This window comes from Pararhodobacter zhoushanensis, from assembly GCF_003990445.1.
Lineage (GTDB): Bacteria > Pseudomonadota > Alphaproteobacteria > Rhodobacterales > Rhodobacteraceae > Pararhodobacter > Pararhodobacter zhoushanensis.
This window is the reverse complement of the sequence record NZ_REEZ01000002.1, coordinates 169,552-193,144: the sequence shown is the minus strand read 5'-3', so window position 1 is coordinate 193,144 and position 23,593 is coordinate 169,552. Positions and strand designations below refer to the sequence as shown.

At 63.8% G+C, this 23,593-nt stretch carries 27 protein-coding genes, 2 tRNA genes and 1 pseudogene; 13 read left to right on the top strand and 17 right to left on the bottom strand.

The window, feature by feature from the left end; translation table 11 throughout:
* Nucleotides 1–81: 81 nt before the first annotated feature.
* Complete coding sequence (locus EAE28_RS05605) at nucleotides 82–435, top strand: winged helix-turn-helix transcriptional regulator (RefSeq protein ID WP_127104856.1); 354 nt, start codon at nucleotides 82–84, stop codon at nucleotides 433–435.
* A 23-nt stretch (nucleotides 436–458) separates the two neighbouring features.
* On the opposite strand, the gene EAE28_RS05600 is transcribed toward EAE28_RS05605, so the two are convergent.
* Nucleotides 459–534: transfer RNA gene (locus tag EAE28_RS05600), tRNA-Ala, on the bottom strand.
* Between the two features lie 161 nt (nucleotides 535–695).
* Between EAE28_RS05600 and EAE28_RS05595 the strand changes: the two genes are divergently transcribed.
* Nucleotides 696–1,154 (top strand): GatB/YqeY domain-containing protein, encoded by a 459-nt coding sequence (locus EAE28_RS05595; protein WP_127104855.1) that lies wholly within the window; start codon nucleotides 696–698, stop codon nucleotides 1,152–1,154.
* Here the strand turns inward: EAE28_RS05595 and EAE28_RS05590 are convergent.
* The 4 genes from EAE28_RS05590 to ctaD all read right to left on the bottom strand — a co-directional run bounded on the left by EAE28_RS05590 (nucleotide 1,147) and on the right by ctaD (nucleotide 4,469).
* Entirely contained in the window at nucleotides 1,147–1,656 is a 510-nt protein-coding gene (locus tag EAE28_RS05590; protein ID WP_127104854.1) for a DUF2244 domain-containing protein, read from the bottom strand. The two genes, EAE28_RS05595 and EAE28_RS05590, sit on opposite strands and share 8 nt — an antisense overlap.
* Complete coding sequence (locus tag EAE28_RS05585) at nucleotides 1,656–2,297, bottom strand: glutathione S-transferase family protein (RefSeq protein ID WP_127104853.1); 642 nt, start codon at nucleotides 2,295–2,297, stop codon at nucleotides 1,656–1,658. The genes EAE28_RS05590 and EAE28_RS05585 overlap by 1 nt, the downstream gene beginning before the upstream one ends.
* 100 nt (nucleotides 2,298–2,397) lie before the next feature.
* The gene (locus EAE28_RS05580) at nucleotides 2,398–2,736 is read right to left on the bottom strand and encodes a RidA family protein (RefSeq protein WP_127104852.1); all 339 of its coding nucleotides are present in this window, start codon (nucleotides 2,734–2,736) and stop codon (nucleotides 2,398–2,400) included.
* A 68-nt stretch (nucleotides 2,737–2,804) separates the two neighbouring features.
* A complete protein-coding gene (ctaD, locus tag EAE28_RS05575) occupies nucleotides 2,805–4,469 on the bottom strand; it encodes a cytochrome c oxidase subunit I (protein ID WP_127104851.1) in 1,665 nt (554 codons plus the stop codon).
* Nucleotides 4,470–4,805: 336 nt separating this feature from the next.
* On the opposite strand from ctaD, the gene EAE28_RS05570 reads away from it, so the two are divergent.
* Nucleotides 4,806–6,065: an aminotransferase-like domain-containing protein gene (locus tag EAE28_RS05570; protein ID WP_127104850.1), complete on the top strand. Its 1,260-nt coding sequence runs from the start codon at nucleotides 4,806–4,808 to the stop codon at nucleotides 6,063–6,065.
* Here EAE28_RS05570 and EAE28_RS05565 read toward each other — a convergent pair.
* Complete coding sequence (locus EAE28_RS05565; protein WP_127104849.1) at nucleotides 6,011–6,388, bottom strand: hypothetical protein; 378 nt, start codon at nucleotides 6,386–6,388, stop codon at nucleotides 6,011–6,013. The genes EAE28_RS05570 and EAE28_RS05565 overlap by 55 nt on opposite strands.
* A 96-nt stretch (nucleotides 6,389–6,484) precedes the next feature.
* A pseudogene (gene lipB, locus EAE28_RS05560) lies at nucleotides 6,485–7,147 on the bottom strand (lipoyl(octanoyl) transferase LipB); the annotation flags it as partial.
* A gap of 165 nt (nucleotides 7,148–7,312) precedes the next feature.
* Here lipB and EAE28_RS05555 point away from each other — a divergent pair.
* Complete coding sequence (locus tag EAE28_RS05555; protein WP_127104847.1) at nucleotides 7,313–8,956, top strand: peptidoglycan-binding domain-containing protein; 1,644 nt, start codon at nucleotides 7,313–7,315, stop codon at nucleotides 8,954–8,956.
* Nucleotides 8,957–8,984: 28 nt separating this feature from the next.
* Here the strand turns inward: EAE28_RS05555 and EAE28_RS05550 are convergent, their stop codons facing one another.
* Both EAE28_RS05550 and EAE28_RS05545 read right to left on the bottom strand, forming a co-directional pair.
* Complete coding sequence (locus EAE28_RS05550; RefSeq protein WP_281279575.1) at nucleotides 8,985–9,284, bottom strand: LytTR family DNA-binding domain-containing protein; 300 nt, start codon at nucleotides 9,282–9,284, stop codon at nucleotides 8,985–8,987.
* The gene (locus tag EAE28_RS05545) at nucleotides 9,248–9,718 is read right to left on the bottom strand and encodes a hypothetical protein (protein ID WP_127104845.1); all 471 of its coding nucleotides are present in this window, start codon (nucleotides 9,716–9,718) and stop codon (nucleotides 9,248–9,250) included. Before EAE28_RS05545 ends, EAE28_RS05550 begins: the two co-directional genes overlap by 37 nt.
* A gap of 178 nt (nucleotides 9,719–9,896) precedes the next feature.
* Here EAE28_RS05545 and EAE28_RS05540 point away from each other — a divergent pair, with 178 nt between their 5' ends.
* The 6 genes from EAE28_RS05540 (at nucleotide 9,897) to EAE28_RS24160 (ending at nucleotide 15,180) form a co-directional block, all read left to right on the top strand.
* Nucleotides 9,897–10,244, top strand: coding sequence for a DUF2306 domain-containing protein (locus EAE28_RS05540; RefSeq protein ID WP_127104844.1), 348 nt, complete (start codon nucleotides 9,897–9,899; stop codon nucleotides 10,242–10,244).
* Nucleotides 10,245–10,309: 65 nt separating this feature from the next.
* Nucleotides 10,310–10,396 (top strand) — tRNA-Leu (locus tag EAE28_RS05535).
* Between the two features lie 271 nt (nucleotides 10,397–10,667).
* Complete coding sequence (locus EAE28_RS05530) at nucleotides 10,668–11,765, top strand: ABC transporter ATP-binding protein (protein WP_127104843.1); 1,098 nt, start codon at nucleotides 10,668–10,670, stop codon at nucleotides 11,763–11,765.
* An 89-nt stretch (nucleotides 11,766–11,854) separates the two neighbouring features.
* Complete coding sequence (locus EAE28_RS05525) at nucleotides 11,855–12,958, top strand: extracellular solute-binding protein (protein WP_127104842.1); 1,104 nt, start codon at nucleotides 11,855–11,857, stop codon at nucleotides 12,956–12,958.
* A 98-nt stretch (nucleotides 12,959–13,056) separates the two neighbouring features.
* Nucleotides 13,057–14,322, top strand: coding sequence for an ABC transporter permease (locus tag EAE28_RS24165; protein WP_127104841.1), 1,266 nt, complete (start codon nucleotides 13,057–13,059; stop codon nucleotides 14,320–14,322).
* Between the two features lie 6 nt (nucleotides 14,323–14,328).
* On the top strand, nucleotides 14,329–15,180 hold the full coding sequence (locus tag EAE28_RS24160) for an ABC transporter permease (protein WP_127104840.1): 852 nt from the start codon (nucleotides 14,329–14,331) through the stop codon (nucleotides 15,178–15,180).
* A gap of 115 nt (nucleotides 15,181–15,295) precedes the next feature.
* Here EAE28_RS24160 and trxC read toward each other — a convergent pair whose 3' ends face one another.
* The 8 genes from trxC to EAE28_RS05475 all read right to left on the bottom strand — a co-directional run bounded on the left by trxC (nucleotide 15,296) and on the right by EAE28_RS05475 (nucleotide 20,251).
* A complete protein-coding gene (trxC, locus tag EAE28_RS05510) occupies nucleotides 15,296–15,742 on the bottom strand; it encodes a thioredoxin TrxC (RefSeq protein ID WP_127104839.1) in 447 nt (148 codons plus the stop codon).
* 71 nt (nucleotides 15,743–15,813) lie between these two features.
* Complete coding sequence (locus EAE28_RS05505; RefSeq protein ID WP_127104838.1) at nucleotides 15,814–16,443, bottom strand: trimeric intracellular cation channel family protein; 630 nt, start codon at nucleotides 16,441–16,443, stop codon at nucleotides 15,814–15,816.
* Entirely contained in the window at nucleotides 16,440–16,892 is a 453-nt protein-coding gene (gene rnhA / locus EAE28_RS05500; RefSeq protein WP_127104837.1) for a ribonuclease HI, read from the bottom strand. The genes EAE28_RS05505 and rnhA overlap by 4 nt, the downstream gene beginning before the upstream one ends.
* Nucleotides 16,885–17,466, bottom strand: a complete 582-nt coding sequence (locus EAE28_RS05495) for a class I SAM-dependent DNA methyltransferase (RefSeq protein ID WP_127104836.1) — start codon at nucleotides 17,464–17,466, stop codon at nucleotides 16,885–16,887. Before EAE28_RS05495 ends, rnhA begins: the two co-directional genes overlap by 8 nt.
* On the bottom strand, nucleotides 17,463–18,074 hold the full coding sequence (locus tag EAE28_RS05490) for a LysE family translocator (RefSeq protein ID WP_127104835.1): 612 nt from the start codon (nucleotides 18,072–18,074) through the stop codon (nucleotides 17,463–17,465). Before EAE28_RS05490 ends, EAE28_RS05495 begins: the two co-directional genes overlap by 4 nt.
* A complete protein-coding gene (gene ispH / locus EAE28_RS05485) occupies nucleotides 18,071–19,021 on the bottom strand; it encodes a 4-hydroxy-3-methylbut-2-enyl diphosphate reductase (protein ID WP_127104834.1) in 951 nt (316 codons plus the stop codon). The genes EAE28_RS05490 and ispH overlap by 4 nt, the downstream gene beginning before the upstream one ends.
* 197 nt (nucleotides 19,022–19,218) lie before the next feature.
* A complete protein-coding gene (locus EAE28_RS05480; protein WP_246022283.1) occupies nucleotides 19,219–19,611 on the bottom strand; it encodes a YqaA family protein in 393 nt (130 codons plus the stop codon).
* A gap of 43 nt (nucleotides 19,612–19,654) precedes the next feature.
* Entirely contained in the window at nucleotides 19,655–20,251 is a 597-nt protein-coding gene (locus EAE28_RS05475; RefSeq protein WP_127104833.1) for a LabA-like NYN domain-containing protein, read from the bottom strand.
* Between the two features lie 133 nt (nucleotides 20,252–20,384).
* Between EAE28_RS05475 and folK the strand changes: the two genes are divergently transcribed.
* From folK to EAE28_RS05460, 3 genes are all read left to right on the top strand, one after another.
* A complete protein-coding gene (gene folK / locus EAE28_RS05470) occupies nucleotides 20,385–20,957 on the top strand; it encodes a 2-amino-4-hydroxy-6-hydroxymethyldihydropteridine diphosphokinase (protein WP_246022282.1) in 573 nt (190 codons plus the stop codon).
* Between the two features lie 103 nt (nucleotides 20,958–21,060).
* Nucleotides 21,061–21,417: a DNA-directed RNA polymerase subunit omega gene (gene rpoZ / locus EAE28_RS05465; RefSeq protein ID WP_127104832.1), complete on the top strand. Its 357-nt coding sequence runs from the start codon at nucleotides 21,061–21,063 to the stop codon at nucleotides 21,415–21,417.
* Nucleotides 21,418–21,441: 24 nt separating this feature from the next.
* On the top strand, nucleotides 21,442–23,589 hold the full coding sequence (locus EAE28_RS05460) for a RelA/SpoT family protein (protein ID WP_127104831.1): 2,148 nt from the start codon (nucleotides 21,442–21,444) through the stop codon (nucleotides 23,587–23,589).
* Nucleotides 23,590–23,593: the final 4 nt, after the last annotated feature.

The window sequence follows — 23,593 nt, the reverse complement described above, 5'->3', positions numbered from 1 at the left end:
CCTGCGGTCGCGGCGGCATAGTGCCGCCTGCTGCGCTTCAATCACACCGAATCGACCCTTTCCAAATGGGAAGTCCTGACGATGCTGACCGCTGATCCTTGCCGCCCCGATCAATGCCTCGCCGAGGATTGGCTCGGATTTCTGGGCCACCGCTGGAACGCATTGACGCTCTGGCAGCTTGAGGCCGGCCCGCGCCGGTTTTCCGACTTGCAGGAACGTTTGCCGGGGATTTCGCCCAAAGTGCTGACCGAGCGGCTTGAGGGTTTGCAGGCGCGCGGATTGGTCAGCCGTCAGGTCTCGAACGGTTTTCCCCGCACGGTGACCTACGCGTTGACCGTGCAGGGCGCCGGGTTGCGCGGCGTGTTGATGCATCTCTATGACTGGGCCGAAACCCTGCCGGTGATGGACGCTGAAAACACGAACGCCGCGCTTTGAGGGCGCGGCGTTTCGGGGGAGGTTGGTGGAGCAGAGGGGGATCGAACCCCTGACCTCGTCATTGCGAACGACGCGCTCTCCCATCTGAGCTACAGCCCCACACGCGGGTGTTTTTGCGGTATTCGGGGGGCGCTGTCAAGGGTGGCGACGGGGATTTGGCGGGGCTTTGCAGGCGCAGCGAAGACGTTGCTCTCGACCCTGCACAAGGGTATGGTGAGCGACTGTTAACCAGCGTTTTCCCCAAGCCAAGGATCGACCTGATGTCGCTGCGCGCCCGGATCTCCGAGGACCTCAAGACTGCCATGAAGGCAAAGGACACGCTGCGCCTGTCCACGCTGCGCCTGATCAACGCCGCGATCAAGGATCGCGATATTGCCCTGCGCGGTGAAGGCGAAGACCGCGAGATGACCGATGTCGAGATCACGGCGGTGATGTCGCGCATGGTGAAGCAGCGTCAGGAAAGCGCGCGGGCCTATGAAGAGGGCGGTCGGCTGGAGCTGGTCGAGCGCGAACTCGACGAGATCAAGGTGATCGAGGGCTATCTGCCGCGTCAGTTGAGCGATGACGAGGTCGAGGCAGCGATTGCCGCGACGATTTCCGAGCTTGAAGCCTCGTCAATCCGCGATATGGGCCGGGTGATGAATGCCCTGAAAACGCAGTTTACCGGGCAGATGGATTTCGGCGCTGTCGGGCCGATGGTCAAATCCCGCCTCAGCTGAACGTGTCGGGCGCGTAGGTTTTCAACCGCATCAGCAGGTCTGACAGGGCGTCATGCAACGACGCCCGCTCGTCCGGGGTGAGGTATGCGCCCAGCTCGACCTCGCGCCCGCCGCCGGTCAGGATCAGGTAATTCTCAACCGGGCCGCCCCGGGGCACCAGCCGCAACGATACCCAATGCGGATCGGCGCGCCATTGCTGTTGCGGGCCGCGCGGGTTGGTTCGGGTCAGGGTGATTTCCGCCCGGCTCAGGACCAGTTCCTCAAGGATCTGCCGATCGCGCCAGTTGCGGTCCAGCCCGTACCACAGCCCCCACAGCGCGATGCCGGCAAAGGGCAACAGCCCCCACAGCACCGGCGAGCCGATCACCGCCAGCAGCGGAATCGCCAGCGTTCCGGCTGCCATGCCAACTGCCATGACAAAGCCGCGCGGGTTCAGCGCGTTATGCGGCCAGGCGCGCAGCGTGGCCTGCGTGGCGCTGTCTTGGGTCAGGGCGTAGGGCATCAGGCCGGGCGCAGCGCGTCGTACGAGACCATGACATGCTCGGCATAGGCCGGGCGCGCGCAGAGCCGGTCATAATAGGCCTGCAACGCGGGCAGATCGGCGCGCGCGATGTCGAGGGTGAAATAGCGGTACAGAATATTGCCCATGTGAATATCGGCCAGCGTCAGCGTGTCGCCCATCATATAGGGGTGCAGGGCCAGCCGGGCCTCGGCCATCTGAAACTTGGCAGTCAGCGCCTTGAGGCTGGCCGCAAGCGCAGCCGCATTCCTGACCTCGGGCTTTTGGAAAATCATCGGCATGAACACCTGTCCACCGAAGGGCAGCACGATGTTGACCTTGGCCCATTCCGCCCAGCGGTCAACATCGGCCCGCGCACCCGGCTCGACGGGCCAGAAGCTGTCAGGCGCGTAGCTGTTGGCCAGATACCGCAGGATTGCGGCGGATTCCCACAGCACCGGCCCGTCGCCGTCCTGTAGCACCGGGACCGTGCCATTGGGGTTCATTGCCAGAAACTCGGGCGTGCCTGTGACGCCGAAGCGGTGGCCTGCGTCGATGCGGGCGTGGGACAGGCCCAGCTCGGCCACCGCCCACATCACGGCTTGCACATTGGAGGAATCGCGTCGGCCCCAGATGGTCAGCATGGTTGCGCCTTGTGTTGGGATGGGTCTGTGTTCTGGGGTCTTATAGCAGGGTTTGCGCGCTGGCGATCACGCGGATCTCGACCAGCGCGCCTTCGCGGCGCTATCCCGCGACCTCGACAGCGGTCCAGGCGGGGAAAGGGTCTTGGACATAGCGGCGCCGGACGGCGGCGAAGGCGTCGAAATGGTCGCGCAGACCGACGTGGTAGCTGGTCATCTCGACCACGGCGTCAAAGCCCAGCCCGGCCTCTGCCAGCACCGCGCCGATCTTGTCGAAGGCGTTGCGGAACTGCGATTCGGGGTCGGCGGGCATCTCACCCGTCGGGGTGCTGCCGGTCATGCCGGTAAGGAACAGATGACCGCCCGAGAGCACACCCGGCGACAGCGCCAGCTGGCGGACGGTATCGCCGGACCCGGGCGGGATGATGGCTTTGGGGGGCATCGCGGGCTCATGCTTGGGGGAAAGCAAAAGGCCCCGGGGTGAACCGGGGCCTTTCGAAATGGTGTGCCTTAGTGGGCGTGGCTGTGATCCCAGTCTTCACGCTTGGGCAGCTGCTCGAACGTGTGCTCCGGCGGCGGGCAGGGCAGGGTCCATTCCAGCGTGTCGGCGTGCTCGTTCCAGTAGTTGTTCTCGGTGACGCGTTTGCCGAAGAACAGCGTGTAGAACACAACGCCGATGAAGAACACGAACGACGCGAAGGACAGGAACGCGCCCAGCGAGCTGACGTAGTTCCACAGCGCAAAGGCTTCCGGATAGTCGATGTACCGGCGCGGCATGCCCTGACGACCCAGGAAGTGCTGCGGGAAGAAGGTCAGGTTGGCACCGATGAACATCGCCCAGAAGTGCAGCTTGCCTGCCCATTCCGGGTACTGACGGCCCGACATCTTGCCAATCCAGTAGTAGATCCCGGCGAACAGCGCAAAGACGGCGCCCAGCGACATCACGTAGTGGAAGTGTGCGACGACGTAATAGGTGTCGTGATAGATGCGGTCGACAGGGGCCTGGCTGAGCACGATACCGGTCACACCGCCAACGGTGAACAGGAACAGGAAGCCAAAGGCCCACAGCATCGGCGTTTCAAACGACAGCGAGCCGCGCCACATCGTAGCGATCCAGCTGAAGATCTTGACGCCGGTTGGCACGGCGATCGTCATCGTGGCCATCATGAAATACGTCTGCTGGGTCAGCGACATACCCACGGTGTACATGTGGTGCGCCCAGACGACAAAGCCCAGCGCCGCAATCGCGACCATCGCATAGACCATCGGCAGATAGCCAAAGATCGGCTTGCGCGAGAAGGTGGCGATGACGTGGCTGACGATACCGAAGCCGGGGATGATGATGATGTACACTTCCGGGTGGCCAAAGAACCACAGGATATGCTGGTACAGGATCGGGTCCCCGCCACCGGCCGGGTCAAAGAACGTCGTGCCGAAGTTGCGGTCGGTCAGCAGCATGGTGATGGCACCGGCCAGAACCGGCAGCGCCAGCAGGATCATCCACGCGGTGACGAACACCGACCAGGCGAATAGCGGCACTTTGTGCAGCGTCATGCCCGGAGCGCGCATGTTCAGGAAGGTGGTGATGATGTTGATCGCACCCAGGATCGACGAGGCACCCGACAGGTGAACGGCGAAGATCGCGAAGTCCATCGAGTAGCCCGACTCACGGGTCGACAGCGGCGGGTACAGAACCCAGCCGGTACCTGCGCCGTTCTGGCCTTCACCGCCCGGGACGAACAGCGAGACGACCGCCAGCGAAGCGCCGGCGACATAGAGCCAGTAGCTCAGGTTGTTGAGGCGCGGGAACGCCATGTCCGGCGCACCGATGTGCAGCGGCATGAAGTAGTTGCCGAAACCGCCGAACAGCGCCGGGATGACGACGAAGAACATCATCAGGACGCCGTGGGCGGTGACGAGCACGTTCCACAGATGGCCGTTGGGCGTTTCGCAATCCGAGCTGGCCAACAGGCGCGCGCCTTCCATGCACATGTGCTGCACGCCGGGGTGCATCAGCTCAAGGCGCATGAAGACGGTGAGCGCTACTGCGACAAAACCCACAAGTCCTGCGGTGAACAGATAAAGGACGCCGATGTCCTTGTGGTTGGTGGACATGAACCAGCGGGTAAAGAACCCTCGCTGGTCTTCATGTCCATGAGCGGCTGCGTTGGCCATGAGTTGCTCCCGTATCCCTAGGCGAATTTTTTCATTGCGCGGAATCCCCCGCTGCGGCGCAGAACCGCAGCAGAGACCTTGATCCGTTCTAGATTGCCCGGCGCGCGGCGGCAACGTCCCTGATGTCGCAGAGTGGAAAAATTTGATGCAGATCATGGTCATTCTGGGGGACACACGGGATTCGCCCCCGATTTCCACCGGCGCGGGCCGTCCTGAGGCCCTGATCCGCCCGGGGTGATCACAAATTCCGGGGCAGGGCTGTAACAATAGGTCAGCTGCATTGACATAGTGCCCGGTCGGGCGCCTTCTCCGCTCCGATTTCGTAGGAGAATGGTCATGGATTGGCAAAAAGTGCTCGCCGAGCGCAATACACGCATGAAAGCATCCGAGATCCGCGAGCTTTTGAAACTTTTGGATCAGCCCGAGATCATCTCTTTTGCTGGTGGCATCCCGGATCCCGCCCTGTTTCCGACGCAGGCCTTTGCCGACGCGATGCAAGCGACGTTGACCGGCCCGGCCTCGGGCGGCGCGTTGCAGTATTCGGTGTCCGAAGGCTATCGGCCGTTGCGCGACTGGATCGCCGGGCAGATGGCTGACATTGGCGTGCCCTGCGATGCGGACAACATCCTGATCACCTCGGGCTCACAGCAAGCGCTTGATTATCTGGGGAAGCTCTTCCTTGATCCCGACGACACGGCACTGGTCACCTGGCCGACCTACATGGGTGCCTTGGGGGCGTTCAACGCCTATCAGCCCCGCTACGAACGCCTTGATCCGCACAGCAACCGGCCCGTCGAAGCGCTGGCCGAGGCGGCTGCCGAGGCCGGGGGGCGGGTGAAATTCGCCTATCTCTCGGCCGATTTCGCCAACCCCACCGGCGAGACGCTGGATCGGGCGGGGCGTGAGGCACTGCTCGACATGGCCGAGTCGCTGGACATCGCCGTGATCGAGGACGCCGCCTATCAGGTTCTGCGGTATGACGGCGCACCGGTCGCGCCGATTCTGGCGCTGGAGCTGGCGCGCAAGGGCGATCTTGAGGCGTGCCGCACGATCTATTGCGGTTCGTTCTCCAAGGTGCTCTCGCCGGGGCTTCGTGTGGGCTGGGTCGTCGCGGCAAAGCCGGTGATCGCCCGGCTGGTGTTGATGAAGCAGGCCGCGGACCTGCATTCCCCGACCCTGAACCAGATCGCCACCGATCACGTTGCCCGCGCGATCTTCCCCGAGCATGTCGCCAGATTGCGTTCGGTCTACGCTGCCCGCCGCGACGCAATGCTGGCGGCGCTGGCGCAACACATGCCCGAGGGCGTGCGCTGGACCAAGCCTGAGGGCGGCATGTTCGTCTGGATGACTCTGCCCGAGGGCATGGACGGGGCCGAGCTGCTGGCGCAGTCGCTCAAGACCGAGAAGGTCGCCTTCGTGCCGGGCCGCGCGTTCTTCGCCGATGGCTCGAACGGCAACACACTGCGGCTTGCGTTCTCATGCGCTGATGAAGCGATGATCGCAGAGGGGATGAAGCGGCTGGGCCGCCTCATCCGGGCGCATCACTCGAACGCGACGCCCTTGTCGGTCAACGTCACCGCCGCCAGCGTGCAATAGGGCACCATCAGATCCTGCGGCGTGCCATCGTCCCAGACGATCCGGGTGGCATGATCGCAGGCATCGTCCAGCATGCCCTGCAGGTTCAGGGTCAGGCCGATGCCGGGTTGCATCGGTCCGGCCAACTGATTGGCGGTATAATGCCCGCTGCTCAGCTGCACGGCATAGGCGATCATCGGACGGCTGGAATCGTTGAACACGTTGAAGCTGGACCAGTCAGCGTGCAGATCCTGCGCGAAGGCGGGCAGGCCAAGGCCAGCGGTCAACACGAGGGCAGACGCCAAGACCCGCGACACGCGGGTGGCCAGAGGTGCCAGGGGCATAAGGAATTTCCTGTGGAAAGGGTTAAGGCCCTGTATCGTTACGAGCGGCTTTCTGAAGAAACCAACGAATTCGCCGCCTGAGCTGTCAACACGACGTCAACGCGGCGCGACAGCCCCGAACACCCCGTCGAACTGTCGCCGCAGAGCGACGTCCAGATCGTCCATCGTCACCGGCAGCCCCAGATCGACCAGCGAGGTCACCCCGTGCTCCTTGATCCCGCAGGGCACGATGCCGGAAAAATGCTCCAGATCCGGCTCGACGTTGACCGAGATGCCGTGAAAGCTGACCCAGCGCCGCAGCTTGACCCCGATCGCGGCGATCTTGTCCTCTCGCACGGTGTCGTCGAGGTTGGGCGCCTTGTCGGGCCGGGTGACCCAGACGCCAACGCGCCCCGCGCGCCGCTCGCCCGTCACATTGAACTCCCCCAGTGTGCGGATCACCCAGTCTTCCAGCTGATTGACGAAGCAGCGCACATCGCGACCCCGGCGGTTCAGATCGAGCATAGTATAGGCCACGCGCTGACCCGGCCCGTGATAGGTGTACTGCCCGCCGCGCCCGGCCTTGAAGACGGGGAAACGGTCAGGATCGGTCAGATCCTCGATCCGGGCCGAGGTGCCGGCGGTGTAAAGCGGCGGGTGTTCAAGCAGCCAGACGGCCTCGTCCGCGGTGCCCGCGCTGATCTCGGCCACGCGGGCCTCCATCGCTGCCAGGGTCTCGGGATAGGGCTGAAGCCCGGGCAGCACCGACCATTCCATTTTTCTGTACGCCTGATTGTCTCGTTAGGCGAAAGGTAACGAACCAAGGGCTAGGGTCAATGATTGCTGGGTCCGAATCGTCTTTGACGGGCAATCCGTGCTTGGCGATTTGCGAGTCTGGGTGCTACGCTTCTCGCCATAGGGTTGCTTTATTATGTTGGGGGTATCATGAACCGCAAGATTTTCACGACGACCGCGCTTGTGGCGGCATTGATGACCGGTTCGGTCGGTCAGGCCCGCGCCGATGTCGGCAGCGCCATCGCGGGCGGAATTATCGGTGGAATTATCGGTGGGGCCATTCAGGGCCAGCGCCGACCGACGCGCACCACGCGCTATGTCGTGCCCTCGGCCGCCCGGCAAGAGGCGCGTGAGGTGCAGACTGCCCTCAACCATTTCTATTTCAACGTCGGTACGCCCGATGGGGTGCTTGGCCGCCAGTCCCGCGCCGGGATTTCGCAGTATCAGGCCTATCTGGGCTTTCCGGTTACGGGCACGCTGGCCGTGTTCGAGCGGCAGGTCCTGATCTCGGCCTATCAGCGCGCGCAGATCGGCGGGCCCGAGGTGACGCGCGTCACGCAGCGCCATCAGGACGGCTTGCGCGGGTTGCTGACCGTCGTGCGCGACGAGATGCAGGGCGGCGGCACCCGCATTCGCTCTGCCGGGGCTTATGGGCTGCCAGGCGAAGTGGCTGACGCGGTCGATGAAATCGCCGCCAGTTCGGACCCGACGGCCGAGCAGCTGGTGCAGCGATCGGGCTTCGTGCAGCTTTCGGATCTGAACGGTGACGGGCGCACCGACTACATCATCGACACCTCGGTGACCGGCTCGGCCTTCTGGTGTAACGCGCAGGCCTGCACGGTGCAGGTGTTTGTGTCCACGCCCGACGGCTATCGCCGCAACGACTTTCAGTCCAACAACGCCACGCCCGCGATGTTCGACTGCCAGCAATCGTCGTGCCGCCTGAATGAAGGCGGGACCACCACGGTGGCCGCGCTGGGTGGACAAGGCGACTCGCCGCTGGCCCCGCCGGTCTCGGCAGCACAGCCGATGGTGCAAAACCCCAACGCGGCGGCGCCGGGCGTTACCGCGACTGGCGGCGGTATGCCCAACTTCTTCGGCGGCGGCAGCCGTCCGGCACAGACTTCACTCGCGTCGCATTGCAACCGCGTGGGTCTGGTGACCTCGGCCAACGGCGGTTACAGCGATGTGAACACGATGACCGATCCGGTGTTTACCCTGAACGAACAGTTCTGCCTGGCACGCGGCTATGCCATCGCCGATGGCGAAGCGATGATGGCGCAGCTTGGCGTGGCACCGCAGGACGTGGCCGGTCAGTGCGCTGGTCTGGCGACCGCCCTGCAGGCCAATGTTTCCGCCCTGTCGCTGCAGCCGCGTGACGTGGTGCTGGCCGGGATGACGCAATGGATGCTGACCTCGGGGATGAGCACCAGCGATCTGGCGATGAACGCGCGGGTCTGTCTGTCCAGTGGCTATGCGACCGACAACCTGCCGGTGGCACTGGGGTCGGCGCTGATCCTGACCGCACTGGGCGAAACCGCCTATGGCGAGTTGCCCGCGCATCACCTGATGCAGGGCATCGGCGCCGTGCAGCGCCGCGATCTGGCCGCCGACTGGTTCACCGCCAGCATCCCCACCGCGATGACAACCGAGGTGGCGTTTCAGCCCGGCCCGGCCTCGCGCAATGCGCTGATCATGGCGGCGGTCAACGGGGCCACCGGAAGCGCGCCGAGCATGGCGGCACCGGTGCAGGCGCAGGTTCAGACGCCCGTCGCGCCAGCTGCGAGCAAGTAATCACTGACGCTTAATAAAGCGGCCGGGTTCAGAACAGCCCGGCCGCTTTCGCTGCGGCGGCATAGGTGCGGCTGACGGGGATCTCGTGCCCGTCCGACAGGGTCAACAGCCCGCGCGTGCCCTCGCGCCGCTCCGCGCGCCCCTGATCCAGCGCCACCCAGTGCGAACGGTGCACCTGTGAGCCGCCGTCGCCGCCGGTTTCGGCGATGGCGTCGGACAGGCGCATCAGCCGCAGGTCGCGGCCGCGGAGGGTCACCGCCTCGACAGAGTGATCCTGTATCGACAGCGAGATCAGCCTGAACCGCTTGTCCAGCCGCAGCCGGGCCAACAGGCGCGGCGGTTGCGGGCTGGTGGTTTACGGCGTGGCGGGCGGGGGGGGCAGATGAAGGCCGCGGTGACGACCAGCGCGATCGGTACGGTCAAGGCCAGCAAGTCGACCGCCGCGCCCCGGTCGGTGACGTAAAAGCCAAAGGCCAGAATGTTGAACATCCCCAGCACCGCCGCCGTCACCGCCGAAACCGTCAGGCTGGCGATCAGCCAGTGCCCGATCCGCCCGATTCCCCGCCGCGCCAGCGCATGCACGCACCCCTGAATGGCCAGCCATCCCGCGCCCAGTGTCAGCACGACCACCGCCGCCCAATACGTCAGGCGCGCGGTGAATCCCAATGAGGTCAGCGTGCCGAACGGCCTTGAATCCGCTAGGGCGACCACGACCGCGGCGACAATAAGCCAGGGGCCGGGACGGCTGAACGCTGCGTGCATTTCACGAAGCGCAAGGCGCAGGCGGTATCGTTCACGCAGATCTTCGTGTTTTTCACGTCTCGGACCACGACCAACCGGGACTGGGGGGCAATCGACCTCAACGCATAAAGACGCGACGAGGCCCTCCAATGACAAGCCTTGCCCCGATTATTCAAGCACCCCCCGGCGATCCGGATCCATGTCGCTTAGGCGGTTCTGGTCCTGCTGCTGGGGCCGCTGGCACTCTATCGCCACCGCCGTGACCGGCTGCACCGCGCTGTCGCTGTGGACGCTGTTAGCGCTGGTCCGGGGTCTGCGTGCGGCGACCCTCGGCGGTATCGCCGGCCGTCGCGGAACGATGCGCGGGATCTACCATTTCGGGCTGGCTGCGACCGCGCTTTTCACCCTTTTTCCCGAACGGATCATGCACCGGGGGATCTTTTGTGCAGACGGCAAAGCCGGACTGGTGGCTATCGCTGCCCTGTTTCTGGCGGTGGCCGCTGCGGTGCTGCTGCAACGCCGCTACGGGCCGCGCAGAAATGCGTGAAGCGGCCTGAATTCCCTCTTCACATCCCTTGGTGAACCCGCTATGAGCAGCGCACCAATCCAAGTGCGGTCGTGGCGGAATTGGTAGACGCGCAGCGTTGAGGTCGCTGTGGGCTAACCCCCGTGGAAGTTCGAGTCTTCTCGACCGCACCATTTTCCCCTTGCAGAGAAAAACCCTCCGGGGACCCGACCCGAGCCTGTCTCGAAGGTCAAACGCCTGTGAAACGATGCTTCATGAGGCCATTCTCCTGCACAGGACGCGATTCACGCGCCATTTGTCGCCTTTGACCCTCCCCATGTGGCCGTTCCTCGATAATGGGTTGAAATACGGTCAGTGCCTTGCTTTAACTTGAGGCACCAATAATGCGTAAAAATATACGCAAACACACATAAAAACAAAAACTTCCATCAGGGGGAAGCATACGTGTCTCAAGCCCGCGCCGACGGATTCGTCGTCTTTGATCGCGTGCAGAAAAGCTATGACGGCGAGATCCTCGTTGTCAAAGATCTGAACCTCAGTATGCCCAAAGGTGAATTTCTCACCATGTTGGGCCCGTCGGGCTCGGGCAAGACAACTTGCCTTATGATGCTCGCAGGCTTCGAGACCGCCACGCATGGCGAGATCCTTCTCGACGGCAAGCCCATCAACAACATCCCGCCGCACAAGCGCGGGATTGGCATGGTGTTTCAGAACTACGCGCTTTTTCCGCACATGACGATTGCTGAAAACCTGTCCTTTCCCTTGGAAGTGCGGGGGCTTGGCAAGTCCGAGCGCGAAGCCAAGATCACCCGCGCGCTGGACATGGTGCAGATGGTCAGCTTTGCCAACCGCCGCCCGGCCCAACTGTCCGGTGGCCAGCAACAGCGCGTCGCACTGGCGCGCGCGCTGGTGTTCGAGCCCGAGCTGGTGCTGATGGACGAGCCGCTGGGCGCGCTGGACAAGCAGCTGCGCGAACACATGCAGTTCGAGATCACCAATCTGGCGCATACGCTGGGCATCACCACGGTCTACGTGACGCATGACCAGACCGAGGCGCTGACAATGTCGGACCGGGTTGCCGTGTTCAACGACGGCCGCATCCAGCAGCTTGCGCCGCCCGAAGATCTGTACGAGCGGCCGGAAAACAGCTTCGTCGCGCAGTTCATTGGCGAAAACAACAAGCTGGACGGCGTGGTCGAAACCATCAAGGGCGAGCATTGCACCGTCCGTCTGGACGACGGCACGCTGGTTGATGCGCAGCCGGTGAACGTCAGCTCGGTGGGCGAACGCACCCGCGTGTCGATCCGGCCTGAGCGGGTCGAATCCAACCCCGAGCGCCTGCACCCCGATGCCCATCTGGTCGATGCCGAGGTGCTCGAATTCATCTATATGGGCGACACGTTCCGTTTCCGGCTGAAAGTGGCCGGGCGCGACGATTTCGTCATGAAATACCGCAACGCGCAGGACCAGCGCAGGCTTGCGGCGGGCGACAAGATCCGCATCGGATGGCGCCCAGAAGATTGCCGCGCGCTCGACGCCTGAGGGCAGGGCGCACAGGTATCTCTTGCCGTCTGGGCCCGCAGGACGGTTTGTGACAACAGCGGGTAAGTTCGACTAGGGAGAACTATAACATGAAAATCACCACCGTTCTGAAAGGTGCCGTTGGCATCCTCGCACTGAGCGCCGGCAGCGTCGCTGCCGAAGACATGACCATCGTTTCCTGGGGCGGCGCCTATCAGTCGTCGCAAACCAATGCCTATTTCACGCCGTATCTGGCGATGCATTCGGACATCAACATCATCACCGACGAAAGCTCGGCCGATGCCGTTGCGCGTCTGCGGGCGATGACCGAAGCGAACAACGTGACCTGGGATCTGGTCGACGTTGAAGCCGCGGACTCGCTGCGTCTGTGCGATGAAGGTCTGGCGATGCCGATCAACCACGACGAGCAGCTGGCTGCTGCGCCCGATGGCACGCTGGCCTCGGTCGACTTTGGCCCGATGATCGTGTCCGAGTGCTTTATCCCGCAGATCGTCTTCTCGACGACCTTCGGCTATCGCACCGACATGGTGCCCGAGGGCGTCGATGCCCCGACCGACGCCTGCGCGGTCTTCGATCTGGAAACCTATCCGGGCCGCCGTGCGCTGAACCGTCGTCCGGTCGGCAACATGGAATGGGCGCTGCTGTGCGACGGCGTGCCCTATGAAGAAGTCTACGCGATGCTGGAGACCGAAGAAGGTCTTGAGCGTGCGTTTGCCATGCTCGACACCATCAAGGACGAGACCATCTGGTGGTCGGCTGCCGCCGAAGTGCCGCAGCTGCTGGCCGATGGCGAGATCTTCATGGGCTCGACCTATAACGGTCGTCTGTTCTCGGCGATCGCCGAGCAGGACCAGCCGATCGGCATGGCCTGGGGTTACCAGATGCTCGACATTGACGGTTGGGTCGTTCCCGCCGGTCTGCCCGAGGATCGTCTGGCCCGCGTGATGGACTTCCTCTATTTCGCGACCGACACCCAGCGTCTGGCCGATCAGGCCAAGTACATCTCGTATGGTCCGGCCCGTGCCTCGTCGGCACCGCTGGTGGGTCAGCATGAAACGCTGGGCATCGAAATGGCCCCGCATATGCCGACCGATCCGGCCAACATGACCGGTGCCTTCGTGACCAACTACCTGTGGTGGGCTGACTACCGCGACGAGATCGACGCCCGCTTCCAGGCTTGGCTGGCTCAGTAAGACTTTGAGGGCCGGCCCCATCCGGGGCCGGCCCTTCGCATTGACCAGACCGGCTTCCCGCAAAAAGACGGGGACCGGCACCCCAGGGGGACGACGCGATGACCACCGATACCGCCAGCCAGGACATGCGCGGAGGCGAGCCGCTCAAGCGCTCGCTTGGCCGCGCGCTCAGACGCCAGAAGGCCCGCGCCTTGCTGCTGATCGCTCCCTTGCTGATTTTTATTTGTCTGGGTTTCCTGATGCCCATCGCCTCGATGCTGTTCCGCTCGGTCGAGAACGGCATCGTCGAGGAAATCCTGCCCAACACCGTTTCGGCACTGGATGTCTGGGACGTTGACAGCACCGAGCTGCCGCCCGAATCCGTGTTCCGCGCGCTGGTCGAGGATCTGCAGGTCGCCATTCCCGAGCGCACGGCGCTGAACGTCGCGCGCCGGATGAATTTCGAGGCCGCAGGCTTTACCACCATGGTCCGCCGTGCCCAGCGGGAAGTCCCGGGGTGGGATCTGGAAACCGACGGCCCGTTCCGCGAGCGCATGATCGATCTGCACCGCAACTGGGGCGATCTGGACACGTGGCGCGCGCTCAAGGCTTATTCCAGCACACTGACCGGCGGCTACTATCTGGCAGCGGTCGATTACACGATGGTCTCTGGCCATATCGAGCCGATGCCCGACAACCAGTCGCTGCATCAGATGCTGTTCTGGCGTACCGCGTGGATGTCCGGGCTGATCTGCTTTCTGGCGCTGCTGCTGGGTTATCCGGTGGCCTTCTTGCTGGCGAACATCAAAGAGCGCAACGCCAACCTGTTGCTGATCCTGGTTCTGCTGCCTTTCTGGACCTCGCTTCTGGTTCGGACGTCGTCGTGGAAGGTGCTGTTGCAGGATCAGGGCGTGATCAACCAGATCCTAGTCTCGGCGCATATCATCGCGGATGACAACCGCTTTCAGATGGTCAACAACAAGTTCGGCGTGATCATCGCGATGACGCATATCCTGCTGCCCTTCATGATCCTGCCGCTTTATTCGGTGATGAAGACCATCCCGCCAACCTATGTCCGTGCAGCGAAATCGCTGGGTGCGAATGACTGGACGGCGTTTTGGCGCGTGTATTTCCCGCAATCCATCCCCGGTATCGGCGCGGGCGCGATCCTCGTCTTCATCATGGCCGTTGGCTATTACATCACGCCGGAACTGGTGGGCGGCCCCTCGGGGATGTTCATCTCGAACCGGATTGCGCACCAGTGGTATGTCTCGGGCAACTGGGGACTGGTGGGGGCGCTGGGGACGATCCTGCTGGTTGCGGTGATGGTGCTCTACTGGGTGTATGACCGTGTGGTCGGCATCGACAACGTGAAGCTGGGGTAATCAGACATGGCACTTCCCATCTATGCGACGCCGCTGCAACGGGTCTGGTACTATGCGTTCCGGGTGATCTGCGGGCTGATCTTTTTCTACCTGATGTTCCCGATTCTGGTGATCATTCCGCTCAGCTTCAACGCGCAGAACTACTTCACCTTTACCCCCGAGATGCTGGCGCTGGACCCGGCGGGGTATTCGCTGCGCCATTATTTCGATTTCTTCACCAACCCCGACTGGCAACTGGCGACGCGCAACTCGCTGACCATCGCGCCCATGGCGACGCTGATTTCCGTCAGTCTGGGCACATTGGCCGCAATTGGCCTGAGCCAGAGCCACGTCCCCTTCAAACGCGCGATCATGGCGATCCTGATCTCGCCGATGATCGTGCCGCTGATCATCTCGGCGGCGGGGATGTATTTCTTCTTTTCCGCCATTGGCTTGCAGGGCACCTATTGGGGCGTCGTGCTGGCCCACGCGATCCTGGGCATTCCCTTCGTCATCATCACCGTGACCGCGACACTGGTCGGTTTCGACCGCTCGCTGACGCGGGCGGCGGCGTCGATGGGGGCGGGGCCGCTGAAGACCTTCTTCAAGGTCCAGCTGCCGTTGATCCTGCCGGGCGTGATTTCGGGGGCTCTCTTCGCCTTCATCACCTCGTTCGATGAGGTGGTGGTGGTGATCTTCGTCGGCTCGGCGGCGCAGCAGACGCTGCCGTGGCAGATGTTCCTGGGGCTGCGCGAACAGATCTCGCCGACGATTCTGGCGGTGGCGACGCTGATGGTGGCGCTGTCGATCATCCTGCTGGCGACACTGGAAGTGCTGCGGCGGCGGAATGAGAGGATGCGGGGCATGAGCCCGGGTTAAGCGGTGGGGTCGAGGGGGCTGCTCGCCCCCTCGAGCTCCCCTCGCCAAAGGGGCCCACGGGCCCCTTTGGAAACCCCGTGGATATTGAGAGACAGAAAATGTGCAGGCGCGGGGGTCAGCCGACCAGCGTGAGCTTTTCTTCCACGAAGCGGATCAGGTCGGCGGCCGGGCGTGCGCCGGCAAGGCGGGCGACTTCGCGGCCGCGATGAAAGAGGATAAAGGCGGGGATGCCGCGGATGTTGTAGCGCACGGTGGCGTCCGGGTTCGACTGGGTGTCGATCTTGGCGAGCCTGACGCGGGGCGAGAGCTGGCGCGCGGCCTTTTCAAACTCGGGGGCCATCTGGCGGCAGGGGCCGCACCACGGTGCCCAGAAGTCGACCAGCAGCGGCAGGTCATCGTTCTTCGCCATCTTTTCCAGCGTCTTGAGATCGAGCTTTGCGACTTTGCCGTCGTTGAGCGCATGGCCGCAGATCCCGCATTTGGGCGCGGCGGCGGCCTTGTCGGCGGGGAACTGGTTGGTCTGGCCGCAGTCAGGGCAGGTCAGGCGGATCTTGCTGGACATGGGGAGCCTCACGCATTCATCGGGTTGAATGTGATGTGGGGGTGTGGGGCGGGCAAGTCAAGCCCCGGCGGCTACATGCGGTTGCGCGGCGGGCGGGATTTGTAGACCGGGAGCTTCCAGCCGAAGGCCATGGAGCCTGCGCGCAACAGGAACGTCACCACGGCACAGGCGAGCAGGGCGAGGGGCGTCGGCCCGATGGCAAAGCGGACGGCGAGTGCAACCAGCGCACCGGCGAAAGCAGCGGAGAGGTAGAGTTCGCCCTGACGCAACACCAGCGGCACCTCGTTGCAAACGACGTCACGCATCAGCCCTCCAAAGGCCCCGGTCATCATGCCCATGATCACCACCACGGCGGGGCCATGGCCGAGGTTCAGCGCAACCCCGACCCCCGCAGGGACGGCAACGGCCAGCGCGCCCGCGTCGAGCCAATCAATGGCCCGGCGGCGGTTCTCCAGCAGATGCGCGGTGAAGAACACCAGCACGGCAGCCACACAGGCGGTGCCGATGTACCACGGGTTGGCGATCCAGAAGACGACCTCGCGGTTCACAAGCAGGTCGCGGACCGTGCCGCCGCCCACCGCCGTCAGCGAGGCGATGAACAGGAAACCCAGAAGGTCCAGCTGCGCGCGGCTCGCCACCAGCGCGCCGGTTAGCGCGAAGATGAAGACCGACAGGTAGTCGAGCACCACCAGCAGACTCATGGCTTGAAAGGGGCCATGCCGGCGCGGGCCAGTTCATCGGCGCGCTCGTTCTCGGCGTGGCCGGCGTGGCCCTTGATCCATTTCCACGTCACCTGATGTTGCTTTTGCGCGGCATCAAGGCGTTGCCAGAGTTCGACATTCTTGACCGGCTGCTTGCTGGCCGTCTTCCAGCCGTTGCGCTTCCAGCCGTGAATCCACTGGGTGACGCCGTTCTTCACATAGGCCGAGTCGGTGGTGATGGTCAGCTCGGTCGGTCGGGTCAGCGTTTCAAGCGCGGCGATGGCCGCCATCAGCTCCATGCGGTTGTTGGTGGTATCGGCTTCGCCGCCCTGAAGGGTGCGCTCCTTGACGACGATATCGTTATCCATGGCGCGCATCAGCACGCCCCAGCCGCCGGGGCCGGGGTTTCCGCTGCAGGCACCATCGGTCCAGGCGTAGAGTTCAGGCATGGGACAGGATCAGTATTCCAAGGTCTTCGCTTCCCGAGAGGCCGGTGTCGCGGCGCTCGATGGTCGAGACGAGGGTGAAGCCAGTATCGGCGAGTCGCGCGTGCAGCGCGTCGCGGGTGTAATAGGTGTAAAAGCGACCCAGCGCATCGCGTTTTTCACCCTCGCCCAGTTTGAGACCCAAAAAGAACAGCCCCTTGGGTTTCAGCGCGGCATGGATCGCAGCCAGATGGCCGGGCAGGGCGGCGCGCGGCGCGTGAAGCAGGCTGAAGCTGGCCCAGACAGCATCATACCGCTCGGTCAGCGGGTCATCGAAACTGGCGAGCCGGGCTGGCAGGCCCTGGGCCCGGGCTAGCGACACCATCTGGGGCGAGGCATCGACGGGATCGGGGTTGAGCCCGGCGGCGGCCATGCGGGCCGAGTCGCGGCCCGGGCCGCAGCCCAGATCGAGCACGCGGGCGCCGGGGGCGAGGCGGGCAATGAAATCGGTCAGTTCCGGAGCGGGATGCGCGTCGGCCATCGCGGCGTAGTCAGCCGCGCGCTGGTCATACACCGACAGGGTCTGCGCGTCGCTCATGCGCGCTCGAAGGCGAGGCGTGCACCCAGCGCCGCGAAGGAGGCGGCGAAGGCGCGGCGCATCCATGTCATCGCGCGCTCGGAGCCCAGTACGCGGCTGCGCAGCCAGCCAGCGGCGAGGGCGTAGAGCAGGAAGACGGCGGCGGTCATGGCGACAAAGCCGAGGCCGAGCTGGATCAGCAGGGCGGTGGCATGGGGATCACCGGCGGGAATGAACTGCGGCAGGAAGGCGACGAAGAACATCGGCAGCTTGGGGTTGAGGATGTTCAAGAGGATGCCGCGACCGACCAGCGACAGCGGCGAGCGGCGGGTTTCGTCGGGCTGGACCTGCAGCGCACCGGTGCCTTGCAGCGTGCCCCAGGCCATCCAAAGCAGATAAGCGACGCCGAGGTATTTGATCGTGGTGAACAAAAGCGCCGAGGTTTGCAGCACCGCCGCCAGCCCGGCCAGCGCAAAGCCGAGATGCACAGCAGTGGCCAGCGTGCACCCCAGCACCGCCCAAAGCCCGGCGCGCAGGCCGCGGCCCAGCGTGGTCGAGAGCGTGTAGATAATGCCGACGCCGGGGGCGAGGCAGACGATGAAGGCGGTCAGCAGGAACTCGGGGCTCATGCGGGCACTCGCAGCACGCGGGGGACTTTGAATTCGACGTTCTCGACAGCGGTTTCGACGATTTCCTTGGTCAGGTCATAGCGGGCGGCGAAGGCGTCGATGACCTCGTTGATCAGCCGCTCGGGGGCTGAGGCCCCGGCGGACAGGCCGACCGACGTGATGCCGTCGAGGGCGCGCCAGTCGATCTCATCCGCGCGCTGGATCAGTTGGGAATAATCGCAGCCAGCGGCGCGACCGACTTCGACCAGACGCTTGGAGTTCGAGGAATTGGGCGCGCCGATGACCAGCAGCGCGTCGATCTTGCCCGCGATCGCCTTGACCGCCGCTTGCCGGTTGGTCGTGGCGTAGCAGATGTCTTCCTTGTGCGGGCCGATGATGGCCGGGAAGCGCGCGTGCAGGGCGGCGACGATGTCGGCGGTATCATCGACCGAGAGGGTGGTCTGGGTGATGAAGGCCAGCTTCGCCGGATCGCGCGGGGTGATGGTGGCGACATCGGCGACGGTTTCGACGAGCAGCACTTCGCCGTCCGGCAACTGGCCCATGGTGCCGACGGTCTCGGGGTGGCCGGCGTGGCCGATCATCACCATCTGCAAGCCGTTTTCCGAGTGGCGCTCGGCTTCGATATGAACCTTGGAAACCAGCGGGCAGGTGGCATCGACAAAGGTCATGTTGCGCGCCTGCGCCGCGCTGGGGACGGATTTGGGCACGCCGTGGGCGGAGAAAATGACCGGGCGGTCGTCGGGGCATTCGTCGAGTTCTTCAACGAACACCGCGCCCTGATCGCGCAGACTGTCGACGACGAATTTGTTGTGCACGATCTCGTGGCGCACAAAGACCGGCGCGCCCCATTTGGCGATCGCCAGTTCGACGATCTTGATTGCGCGGTCAACGCCCGCGCAAAAGCCGCGCGGGGCGGCGAGATAGAGGGTCAGGGGGGGCTTGATCATGGGCGTCTCCGTCTGCTTGTCAGAGGTAATCCGTGAGGGCCGTGAGGTCCAGCGTTTCGGGGCGAAACCCGGGGGGCTGCTTGCCCCACTGTTTGCGGTGAAGCCGGGGGGCTGCTCGCCCCCCGGACCCCCTCGCCAAAGGGGGAGCACGCTCCCCCTTTGGAAACCCCCGTGGATACTTAGGGACAGAAAATGGCTCAGCCGAACAGGCCGGCGGTGATCAGCGCGAGGGCGATATAGCGGCCGGTCTTGGCGAGGGCGACGAGAAGGGTGAATTGCCACAGGGGGGTGCGCATGGCACCGGCCATGACGGTGGTCAGGTCGAGGACGGGCAGCCATGACAACAGCAGTGTCCAGATCCCCCAGCGGTCCCACCAGCGTTGTGCTTTGGCGAACTGGGCGTCGGGCACCTTGAGCCAGCGATGCGCCCCGGCGGTTTCCAGACGCAGGCCCAGCCAGTAATTCACGAAAGTGCCCAGCGTGTTGCCAAGCGAGGCCACGATGACCAGCAGCCACGCAGGTGCCATGCCGCCGACTTGCAGCGCGGCGAAGATCAGTTCGGATTGGAAGGGCAGGACTGTCGCCGCCACGAAGGCGGCGGCGAAGAGGCCGGCGAGCGCTGCGATCAGAAGGTCAGTCCTGCGACGGGGAGGTTTCGTCCTCGGCGGCAGCCTCTTCACGCGGGCGGATGTCACGCGGTTCGCGCGGCGGGCGGCCGATCACGTCGCGCAACTCGTCCAGCTCGATGAAATTGTCGGCCTGACGGCGCAGCTCATCGGCAATCATCGGCGGCTGCGAGCGGATGGTCGAGACGACCGAGACGCGAACGCCCTGACGTTGCAGCGATTCCACCAGCGGGCGGAAGTCGCCGTCACCCGAGAACAAAACGGCGTGATCGAGTCGGGGCGCGATTTCCATCGCGTTCACGGCCAGTTCGATGTCCATGTTGCCCTTGACCTTACGGCGGCCCATGGAATCGGTGTATTCCTTGGCGGGCTTGGTCACCATCGTGTAGCCGTTGTAGTTCAGCCAGTCGATGAGCGGGCGAATCGGCGAGTAATCGTCGTTCTCCAGCAAGGCGGTGTAGTAAAACGCGCGCAGCATCTTACCGCGGCGCATGAACTCCTGACGCAGCAATTTGTAGTCGATGTCAAAGCCAAGGGCTTTGCCGGCGGCAAACAAATTGGCACCATCGATAAACAGCGCGAGGCGCTCATCCTTGTAAAACATCACTGTTCCTTTCAAAATCGCTGCGTAATTAAAAGAAACGACACCGCGCCCTGAGAGCTGGCAAATTGTTCTTGCCGATTATCTGGGGCGGGTTGGTTGCCAAAAACGACACGAACCAGATCGGACAATACGAGTGACCCCTGCGCACCGCAACCCGTTCCTCTTGGCCTTGGGCAGCAATATGTCAAAGGACATGACCTCCAACACCACCCTACTTAGTGAGGCGATCGACAAGATCAAGCAGGCCGGGGTTGTAACCCTGCGTCGCAGCCGGAGTTTTGCCACCCCGGCCTTCCCCGCCGGTGCGGGCCCCGATTTTGCCAATGCATGCCTGCTGGTCGAGTCTGATCTGACCCCGGACGCGCTGCTGGCGCTGTTGCATCAGATCGAAGCCGAGATGGGTCGCGTGCGGGTCAAGCGCTGGGGGCAGCGCGTGATCGACATTGATGTACTGGCGGCGGGCGGGCAGGTGCTGCCGGACCGCGACACCGTCGGGCACTGGATGGCACTGCCGCCCGAGCAGCAGGCGCGAGTCGCGCCCGAGCAGCTGATCGTGCCCCATCCCCGGCTGCATGAGCGCGGATTCGTGCTGGTGCCGCTGGCCGAGGTGGCACCTGATTGGGTGCATCCCTTGACCGGACAGAGCGTGCGGGCGATGTTGGAGGCATTGGATCCGGCGGAAATTGCCGAGATCAGGCCGATTTGACCGCAACAAGCGCCGTTAAGCGGCCTCGTGCGCTTGTCATCTGGGGGAAATGCCGTTACACGCCACAGGCTGATCCTCCCCTTTGCCGCAGATGGAGTGCTTCATGGCCCGCGTGACGGTCGAAGATTGCGTTGATAAAGTACCGAACCGGTTCGAGCTGGTAATCCTTGCGGCCCATCGTGCGCGGGAGATCGCCGCTGGCGGTCCGCTGACGATTGACCGCGACAATGACAAGGACCCGGTTGTGGCCCTGCGCGAAATCGCGGACGAAACGCAAGGGGCTGAGTCCCTGCGCGAGCGTCTGATCGAGAGCATGCGCACCCAGAACGAGGTCGACATGCCGGAAGAAGACGACATGGCCTCGCGGATGAGCAGCCAGGCTGATCGTCCTCAGCTGGATGACCTGACCGAAGAGCAGATGCTGCGCCAGCTGGTTGCCGCACAGATCGAGCAGGACTGACAATGAATCGGGCAGGGTCGCGACGTGATCACGCCCGATGATCTGGTTGCGTTAATCCGCAATTATAATCCGACTACCGACGAAGCCCTGATTCGCCGTGCGTGGACGTATGGCGATGACATGCACAAAGGGCAGATGCGGCATTCGGGTGAGCCGTATTTTACGCATCCCGTCGCCGTTGCCTCGATCCTGACCGAGATGCGGCTGGATGATGCGACGATCATCACGGCGCTTTTGCACGATACCATTGAAGACACGCGCTCGACCTATACCGAGGTGCAGCAGCTGTTCGGTCACGAAGTGGCCGAACTGGTCGATGGCGTGACCAAGCTGACCAACCTTCAGTTGTCTTCCGAAGCCAAGTCCAAGGAACCTCAATCGGCGCAGGCCAAGCAGGCGGAAAACTTCCGCAAGCTGCTGATGGCCATGTCGCGCGATCTGCGGGTGATTCTGGTCAAGCTGGCCGACCGGCTGCACAACATGCGCACGATCCGCTCGATGCGACCCGACAAGCAGGCCCAGAAGGCCCGCGAGACGATGGAGATCTACGCCCCGCTCGCTGGCCGCATGGGCATGCAATGGATGCGCGAAGAGCTTGAGGATCTGGCGTTCCGGGTGCTCAACCCCGAGGCGCGCAATTCGATCCTGCGCCGCTTCATCACCCTGCAGCGTGAGACCGGCGATGTCATCGCCCGGATCACCGCCGATATCCGGTTCGAGCTGGAAAAGGCCGGGCTGGACGGCACGGTTTATGGCCGCGCGAAAAAGCCTTATTCCGTCTGGCGCAAGATGCAGGAGAAGGAACTCACCTTCAGCCGCCTGTCGGACATCTACGGTTTTCGCATCATCGTCGACCATGTGCACGAATGCTATGACGTGCTCGGCCTGATCCACCAGCGCTGGCGCGCGGTGCCGGGGCGGTTCAAGGACTACATCAGCCAGCCCAAGACCAACGGCTATCGCTCGATCCACACCACGGTGTCGGGACGCGACGGCAAGCGGGTCGAGGTGCAGATCCGCACCCGCGAGATGCATGAGGTCGCCGAGGCGGGCGTGGCCGCGCACTGGTCCTACAAGGACGGCATGCGCGCAGTGAACCCCTTCGCGATTGATCCGGCGAAATGGATCGAAGGGCTGACCGCGCGGCTCGATTCGACCGAGGATCACGATGAATTCCTCGAACATGTCAAACTGGACATGTACGCCGATCAGGTCTTTTGCTTCACGCCCAAGGGCGATGTGGTGCAACTGCCCAAGGGCGCAACGCCGCTCGACTTCTCCTATGCAATCCATACGCGGCTGGGCAATGCCACCGTCTCGGCCAAGGTCGACGGGCTGCGCGTGCCGCTGTGGACCCGGCTGCGCAATGGTCAGCAGGTCGAGATCATCACCGCCGACGGCCAGCGCCCACAGAATTCATGGATCGAACTGGTCCACACTGGCCGCGCCAAGGCCGCCATTCGCCGCAGCTTGCGCGAGGAAGACCGCGAACGCTTCATCAAGCTGGGGCGCGAACTGAGCCGCGTTGCCTTCGAGCGGGTCGGGCGGCGCGTGACGGAGAAGGCGCTGGATACGGCAGGGCGGGCGTTGGGTCTGCGCGGGCCGAATGAGCTGCTCGAAAAAATCGGCTCGGCCGAGATCAGTGCCCGTGCGGTGATCCAGCAACTCTATCCCGAGACCGCGACGATGGTGGAGCCCGAGGTTGACGGTGCCCGCCCGGTCGTGGGTCTGGACCCCGGCGTCCAGTTCCGCCGTGCGCTGTGCTGTCAGCCGGTGCCGGGCGAGCGGATCGTCGGCATCACCTATCGCGGCAAGGGCGTCGTTGCGCATACCATCGACTGCGGCGCGCTGGCGGCGCTGGAAGATCAGCCCGAGCGCTGGATCGACCTGCATTGGCTTGAGGGCAAGCACGCGGCAGTGCATGGTGTCCGTCTGGAACTGACCATTACCAACAGCGCCGGGGTTCTGGGCCGCGTCTGCAGCCTGATCGGTGAACAAAAGGCCAATATTTCGGATCTGCATTTTCTGGATAAAAAGCCTGACTATTTCCGCATTTCGGTCGAGATAGACGTCTCTGATGTGGAACATCTTCACAGGATCCTGACCATCCTTTCGGCTGAAAGTGATGTAGCCCAGGTCTTCCGAGCCCGCGACCTGGCTCGCCAACCCTGAACCC

Coding starts and splice junctions, on each gene's coding strand:
- EAE28_RS05585 (WP_127104853.1), bottom strand. CDS start 2,297: ATGCTGACCATCTGGGGCCGACGCGATTCCTCCAATGTGCAAGCCGTG.
- EAE28_RS05525 (WP_127104842.1), top strand. CDS start 11,855: ATGAAAATCACCACCGTTCTGAAAGGTGCCGTTGGCATCCTCGCACTG.
- trxC (WP_127104839.1), bottom strand. CDS start 15,742: ATGTCCAGCAAGATCCGCCTGACCTGCCCTGACTGCGGCCAGACCAAC.
- EAE28_RS05540 (WP_127104844.1), top strand. CDS start 9,897: ATGTCGCTTAGGCGGTTCTGGTCCTGCTGCTGGGGCCGCTGGCACTCT.
- EAE28_RS05475 (WP_127104833.1), bottom strand. CDS start 20,251: ATGTTTTACAAGGATGAGCGCCTCGCGCTGTTTATCGATGGTGCCAAT.
- EAE28_RS05595 (WP_127104855.1), top strand. CDS start 696: ATGTCGCTGCGCGCCCGGATCTCCGAGGACCTCAAGACTGCCATGAAG.
- EAE28_RS05605 (WP_127104856.1), top strand. CDS start 82: ATGCTGACCGCTGATCCTTGCCGCCCCGATCAATGCCTCGCCGAGGAT.
- EAE28_RS24165 (WP_127104841.1), top strand. CDS start 13,057: ATGACCACCGATACCGCCAGCCAGGACATGCGCGGAGGCGAGCCGCTC.
- EAE28_RS05570 (WP_127104850.1), top strand. CDS start 4,806: ATGGATTGGCAAAAAGTGCTCGCCGAGCGCAATACACGCATGAAAGCA.
- EAE28_RS05590 (WP_127104854.1), bottom strand. CDS start 1,656: ATGCCCTACGCCCTGACCCAAGACAGCGCCACGCAGGCCACGCTGCGC.
- rnhA (WP_127104837.1), bottom strand. CDS start 16,892: ATGCCTGAACTCTACGCCTGGACCGATGGTGCCTGCAGCGGAAACCCC.
- EAE28_RS05545 (WP_127104845.1), bottom strand. CDS start 9,718: ATGCACGCAGCGTTCAGCCGTCCCGGCCCCTGGCTTATTGTCGCCGCG.
- ctaD (WP_127104851.1), bottom strand. CDS start 4,469: ATGGCCAACGCAGCCGCTCATGGACATGAAGACCAGCGAGGGTTCTTT.
- EAE28_RS05565 (WP_127104849.1), bottom strand. CDS start 6,388: ATGCCCCTGGCACCTCTGGCCACCCGCGTGTCGCGGGTCTTGGCGTCT.
- EAE28_RS05495 (WP_127104836.1), bottom strand. CDS start 17,466: ATGAGCGACGCGCAGACCCTGTCGGTGTATGACCAGCGCGCGGCTGAC.
- EAE28_RS05505 (WP_127104838.1), bottom strand. CDS start 16,443: ATGAGTCTGCTGGTGGTGCTCGACTACCTGTCGGTCTTCATCTTCGCG.
- EAE28_RS05580 (WP_127104852.1), bottom strand. CDS start 2,736: ATGCCCCCCAAAGCCATCATCCCGCCCGGGTCCGGCGATACCGTCCGC.
- ispH (WP_127104834.1), bottom strand. CDS start 19,021: ATGATCAAGCCCCCCCTGACCCTCTATCTCGCCGCCCCGCGCGGCTTT.
- EAE28_RS24160 (WP_127104840.1), top strand. CDS start 14,329: ATGGCACTTCCCATCTATGCGACGCCGCTGCAACGGGTCTGGTACTAT.
- EAE28_RS05490 (WP_127104835.1), bottom strand. CDS start 18,074: ATGAGCCCCGAGTTCCTGCTGACCGCCTTCATCGTCTGCCTCGCCCCC.
- rpoZ (WP_127104832.1), top strand. CDS start 21,061: ATGGCCCGCGTGACGGTCGAAGATTGCGTTGATAAAGTACCGAACCGG.
- EAE28_RS05555 (WP_127104847.1), top strand. CDS start 7,313: ATGAACCGCAAGATTTTCACGACGACCGCGCTTGTGGCGGCATTGATG.